This window comes from Streptomyces swartbergensis (assembly GCF_002148965.1).
Classification (GTDB): domain Bacteria; phylum Actinomycetota; class Actinomycetes; order Streptomycetales; family Streptomycetaceae; genus Streptomyces; species Streptomyces swartbergensis.
This window is the reverse complement of the sequence record NZ_NGFN01000468.1, coordinates 1-5539: the sequence shown is the minus strand read 5'-3', so window position 1 is coordinate 5539 and position 5539 is coordinate 1. Positions and strand designations below refer to the sequence as shown.

The 5539-nt window shown below is 70.7% G+C and carries 5 protein-coding genes and 1 pseudogene; 4 read left to right on the top strand and 2 right to left on the bottom strand.

Annotated features, from left to right (window positions below):
• Positions 1 to 319 precede the first annotated feature (319 nt).
• The 3 genes from CA983_RS40085 to CA983_RS40075 all read left to right on the top strand — a co-directional run bounded on the left by CA983_RS40085 (position 320) and on the right by CA983_RS40075 (position 3186).
• On the top strand, positions 320 to 1147 hold the full coding sequence (locus tag CA983_RS40085) for a glycerophosphodiester phosphodiesterase (RefSeq protein WP_086605610.1): 828 nt from the start codon (positions 320 to 322) through the stop codon (positions 1145 to 1147).
• 191 nt (positions 1148 to 1338) lie between these two features.
• Complete coding sequence (locus tag CA983_RS40080) at positions 1339 to 1977, top strand: ATP-binding protein (protein ID WP_086605609.1); 639 nt, start codon at positions 1339 to 1341, stop codon at positions 1975 to 1977.
• 243 nt (positions 1978 to 2220) lie between these two features.
• Positions 2221 to 3186 carry a DUF5926 family protein gene (locus CA983_RS40075; protein ID WP_086605608.1) on the top strand — a complete coding sequence of 322 codons (966 nt, stop codon included), beginning with the start codon at positions 2221 to 2223 and terminating at the stop codon, positions 3184 to 3186.
• Positions 3187 to 3430: 244 nt separating this feature from the next.
• On the opposite strand, the gene CA983_RS40070 is transcribed toward CA983_RS40075, so the two are convergent.
• Positions 3431 to 4096, bottom strand: coding sequence for a hypothetical protein (locus CA983_RS40070; RefSeq protein WP_244207299.1), 666 nt, complete (start codon positions 4094 to 4096; stop codon positions 3431 to 3433).
• A gap of 55 nt (positions 4097 to 4151) precedes the next feature.
• On the bottom strand, positions 4152 to 4817 hold the full coding sequence (locus CA983_RS40065) for a bifunctional DNA primase/polymerase (protein WP_086605607.1): 666 nt from the start codon (positions 4815 to 4817) through the stop codon (positions 4152 to 4154).
• Positions 4818 to 5325: 508 nt separating this feature from the next.
• On the opposite strand from CA983_RS40065, the pseudogene CA983_RS47385 reads away from it, so the two are divergent.
• Positions 5326 to 5539, top strand: a pseudogene (locus tag CA983_RS47385) (phosphatase); the annotation flags it as partial.

The window sequence follows — 5539 nt, the reverse complement described above, 5'->3', positions numbered from 1 at the left end:
GGGTACCGCGGTGCCCTCGTTCTCGGTGCTCACAGCTTCTCTCCTCGATCCACGGCTGTTTCCTGGGTCGCACTCGGTCACGCCTTTTCACGCCGGCGACAGTCCTGCGCGATACAGCTGTGCTTGTCCCTTTGTATGCCGTCAGCTTTTCCCACTGGCCGTCAGAGCACCATAAGCGGTGGCTGTGGGTCCGGGGCCATTCTTTATATAGGTCATTACTGACGAAAAGGATGCAATTCCAGTGCCTCCGTCCGGACCTTCGCATCCGTCGGGTCCGTCCGACCAGACGCGTACCCGCGCGCGGTGGCACCATGACGCGGTGACCCACGCACGGCAGCATGTGATTCAAGTCGTCGCCCACCGCGGTGCCTCCGAGGACGCCCCGGAACACACCCTGGCCGCGTACACCAAGGCGATCGAAGACGGCGCGGACGCCCTCGAGTGCGATGTGCGCCTCACCGCCGACGGCCACCTGGTGTGCGTACACGACCGCCGGATCAACCGTACGTCCAACGGCCGCGGCGCGGTCTCCGCCCTGGAGCTCGCCGACCTCGCCGCCCTGGACTTCGGCTCCTGGAAGACGGGCGAGGCCTACAAGGGGCGTGACGAGGACCCCGACTGGGAGCACCGCCCGGAGGACCGCGAGGCGACGTCCGTCCTCACCCTGGAACGCCTGCTCGGACTCGTCGCCGACGCCGGACGCCGGGTGGAACTGGCCATCGAGACCAAGCACCCCACGCGCTGGGCGGGACAGGTCGAGGAGCGGCTGCTGGTCCTGCTGAAGCGGTTCGGCCTCGACGCCCCGGCCACCGCCGAGGAGTCCCAGGTGCGGGTGATGAGCTTCTCGGCCCGCTCGCTGCACCGCGTGCGTGCCGCCTCGCCGACGCTGCCGACGGTCTACCTGACGCAGTTCGTCTCGCCCCGGCTGCGCGACGGACGCCTGCCCCCGGGCGTGCGGATCGCGGGCCCGTCCATCCGGATCGTGCGCAACCACCCCCTCTACGTGGAGCGCCTGAAGCGGGCCGGCCACCAGGTGCACGTGTGGACCGTGAACGAGCCCGCGGACGTGGATCTCTGCGTCGGCCTCGGCGTCGACGCCATCATCACCAACCGCCCGCGCGCGGTGCTCGACCAACTCGGCCGCTGAAGGCAACGGGCCGACGCCGACCACACGAGTCCCACGGACCCCGACCCCACGAGTCCCACCAGACCCATGCACACCTCTTGACCCCGCCCATTGACGGGCGGGATCCTCGCGTCTCGGCCAAACCGACGAAATCCAGCCACACGATCACAGGGAGTGCTCCGGCGCGTTCGGTGCGTATTCGGTCGTGGTGAATGCGTCACAGGACGTGCATTGGCCGGTTTCCGGTACAGGCCAATGGGGCATCCACACCGTGGCGTGGGGCGAAGGAGGTCTCGGGGGTGGCGTTGGTGGTGGCACAGGACGTGCCCACGTCGTCGAGCATGGCCGTACCCCATGGCCCTGCGGGCGTGGGGAAAGCGAGACACCGGATGCGCGCGCAGTTGCGCAGAGGTGGCGTAGCGGAATCGGTCATCGACGACGCCGTACTGATCCTTTCCGAACTTTTGAGCAACGCGTGCAAACACGGCAGGCCCCTGGGCGACGCGCTCTCTGGCGACGGTGACGTCCGTGCCGCGTGGCGCGTGGACCCGTCCGGCCGGCTCATCGTCGAGGTCACGGACGGCGGCGGCCCGACCCGCCCCGCCCCGGCGACCCCGTCGGTCACGGCGCACGGCGGCCGCGGGCTGAACATCATCACCGCGCTGGCCGACGACTGGGGTGTCCGGGACGACATCCGCGGTGAGGTCACCGTGTGGGTCGTCGTCCACGCCGACGTGTACGACCCGGACGCCGGCCACCGCCGCGAGGACTTCGCGACACGCGTCACCGCTCCGGCGGTGTCCCAGATACCCCGCCTGGACTTCGCGGACGCCTTCGACGACATGGACTGACCCGGCACCGGCCCGCCCCGTTGTCCGCCGGACCGCTGTGGTCCACGGAACTCCTGTGGTTCACGGCACCGCTGTGGTCCACGGAACCCCTGTCGTCCAGGACCCGCGTTGTCCACACGACCCGCGGTCCACACGACCCGTATCGTCCACACGACTCGTGTCGTCCACAGGACCCCGTCGCCCGAGGCGCGAACGGCTAGGCTCGCGACCGTACGAGACGAGCCGTAACCGGGAGACCCATCGATGGCCAAGAAGCGACCCCAGACGAAGGCCAAGCGCCCGCAGATCACGGACGGAGAGATCCCGGTCGTCGGCGCTCGCGAACCCTGCCCCTGCGGCAGCGGCCGCCGCTACAAGGCCTGTCACGGCCGGGCCGCGGCCCACGCCGCGACCGAGCTGGTGCACCGCCCCTTCGAGGGCCTGCCCGGCGAGTGCGACTGGGTGGCCCTGCGCGAGCTGGTCCCGGCGGCCACGGCCGGGCTGACGCTCAAGGACGGCCTCCCCGAAGGCGTCCCGGCGGTCACGCTGGCCACGGTCCTGCCCATGGCCTGGCCCGCCCTGCGCCGCGACGACGGCTCGGTCATGCTCGGCCTGCAGAACGACACCTCGTCGGGCGACATCAGCCGCGACCTCGCCGACATCCTCCAGCGCGCCCTGGAAGCCGAGCCCGGCACACCGGTGCAGGGCCGCCGCGCCCCGGCCGACGGTCCGCGGCTCCAGGATCTGCTGGACCCGGAGGGCGCCTTCGAGCCAGAAGTCCACAGCGGCTTCGAGTTCTGGGTGCCGGACCCGGAGAACGCCACGCCGGAGGTCACCGCCTCCCTGGAGCGGGCCAACGCCGCGGCCATCCCCACCGTCAAGCTCCAGGGCGTGGACGCCGCGTACTGGTGCGAGACACCCGAGAAGAACCATTTGCGGTGGGTCATGCCCCACCCCGAGGAGCAGCTTCTGGACGCTCTCGCGCGGCTGCACGCCGCGGGCCGGTCGAGCCTGGGCGAGGGCACGCGCCTGGTGGGCTCCTTCCGCGCTCACGGGCTCACCGTGCCGGTCTGGGACCTGCCGAGCGGAGTCACGGCCGAGGACGTGGAGAAGCCGGCGGCGGAGTTCGCCGAGCGCCTCGCCGACGCCCTGGCCACGGACGCGCCGCTCACGGCGGACGAGCGCCGCGCGCGGGGCGGCCTCACCAACCGGCAGGTCACGCTGAGCTGACGGCCCGTCACAGGACCCGTCCGGCCGCTCGGCCGGCCGGCCGGGCCCTCGCACTCCGGACAGGTGAACGCCCTTCACAACTCCCGGCCGGGCCAAGCCAGTCGGTGACCGGAAAGGGCGAGATCGAATTTGCGAACCGCCGATCTCTTGTTACCGTTCCTGTAGCCCGGTTGCTGGTGCATCCCCCGTCGCCAGCAACCGGGTCTTTCTCTGCCCGCGACCGTTCACGGAACGCAGCGGCTGGTCAACTGCCCGCTTGCGTAGGCGAGTTGCTCCCCGAGCGCAGCAGCAGCGGCCCCTGGCCGGCCCGCCGGGCGAACTCCGCGACCGCCGTGTACGCCGCCAGGTCCCCCCGTGCGGGTTCGCGGGGCGTCTCACACGTCCCCGGCTCGTCCTCGGCGCCCACCGCGCAGGTGATGCGCACGGTCCGCGCGCCGGGCCCCATCAGGCTCAGTACGGCGTCCAGCGCCCCGCCGGTCGCATTGCGGTAGTAGGTCCGCGCCCAGATGTCCGCGGCCTGCGTCACGACACAGGTCTGCGCCTCGATGCCGTCGGGGGAGGAGAGTTCGGGACCGCAGCGCGCGGCGGTCGACAGGCCCGGGCCGAGCGCGGGGAGACCGGCCTCGACGGAAGGCGCCTTGCCGTCCACGGACGGCCGGGAGGGACGTGCGCCGTCCTGTACGGAACCGGACACGGAACCGCCGCGCACACCGGCACCGTCCGCCGAGCCCCCGGAATGTGTCGCGTCCCCCGCATCCGGGGACCCCGCGGACGGCACCGCCAGCGGCAGTGCGGCCGCGCACGCCGACACGACGCCCGCGAGGGCGAGCAGTCGGACCTTTCGGGGGCGGATCTTTCGGGGACAGATCTTTCGGGGGTCCCGGGGGCGGCCCCGGGAATGACGAGGCATGGCCCCGGAACATAACGCGCCGGGGCGGAACCCGGGCTCGGCGCGCCCTACAGCCCTACAACTCGGGCGCGCTCACACCCGTACGAGTGAGGGCCTCGACCACGGCGTCCACCACGGCCTCCACATCGGGCACCCACGGCGAGGCCGAGCCGGGCAACGGCGCCCGCTCCCAGCGAATCTCGCCCTGGCCCGTCTCGGACGGCGGCAGCGCCAGGTAGCCGCCCTCGCCGTGGAAGCGGAGGGAGCCGGGCACGAAGTCCTTGGCGTAGAGCAGTTCGCCGAGTTGCTCCATGGAGTACGGCTTCACGAGGATCGCCCAGCGGGCGGGGGACGCGACGACCGGGCCGAGCCGCATGCCCATGCCGTCGAGCGCGTCGAGGGCGCGGGCCGCCGGCAGGGCGGGCAGGGAGACCGCGCAGGGCGCCTTGCCGCCGGTGGCCAGGACGATCGGCGCCGTGGGCCGGTTGCCCCACCACCAGCGCACCATGCGCCCGTCCGTGGTGGCCGCGAGCAGGCCGGGGTCGAAGGGGTGCGCGCCGGGAACCGTGCATTCGGGGTCGGGGCAGCCGCAGCGGCTGCGCCCCTGGGGGTCCGCCGCCACGCCCGGGAGTACGGGCCACTGCCATTGTGTCGCGTAGGTCAGGGCCGCGCCGATCAGCTCAGGCCTCCCGTCGCTGCGCTGGGACAGGAGCCCGCGTCGCCTTCCGAGGATCTCGCGCATGAGCGCTCGTTCCTTTCCGTTGCACGCCGGCAACACCGTGGTCCACATCACATCATGTGTCGATCACTTCACTGTGCGTACCTGTTGGCGCATCACACCCCTGCCGTGCGCAAGGGGAACCCCTATGGGTCGAGCATTGGCTGCAGCTGCCTCCGCGGCCGTCCCGCCCATACTGCGTCTATCAAAAGCACGGGCGTGGCGTAGGGGTGGCGAAGTATGGCGTTTGCCGTCGCGCGTATTTCTCTCCGCCTCCGCCACGGGAGGATGGGGCACGGTCGTCGGTGGCTAAGACGCCCGGGTCCGTCACCAGGTTCCGGGTAGTTCGCAACCACCCCTGGCCTTCACCGAGTACGTACCCATCGCGACCGTTGTGACGCTCCGTCGAGCAAGCCCAGTCGACCGCAATAAGCCGTCCCTTGCGGCAGTTTTAAGCCAACTTTGCATTTACGCAAGAGGAAGGAGACTTGTTCCCTCAGACCTCACAGACACCAGGAATCCCGGCAGGACAATGCTGGACATCTCCTCACGAGTGCGTGTACATGTGGAGACACTGCTAGCGGCGCAGAATGACATGGGGGTTTGCGATGCTTTTGAGCAGTACGCGCTGGTCGGAAAGCCGGACGCCATGAACGCCCCGCACCCTCCGAAAGTGGCTGGAATCGATTCAACGGTTCCGGCGCCCGCACACACTGTCACGCCCGTCTCGGCGGGTACCTCCCCGT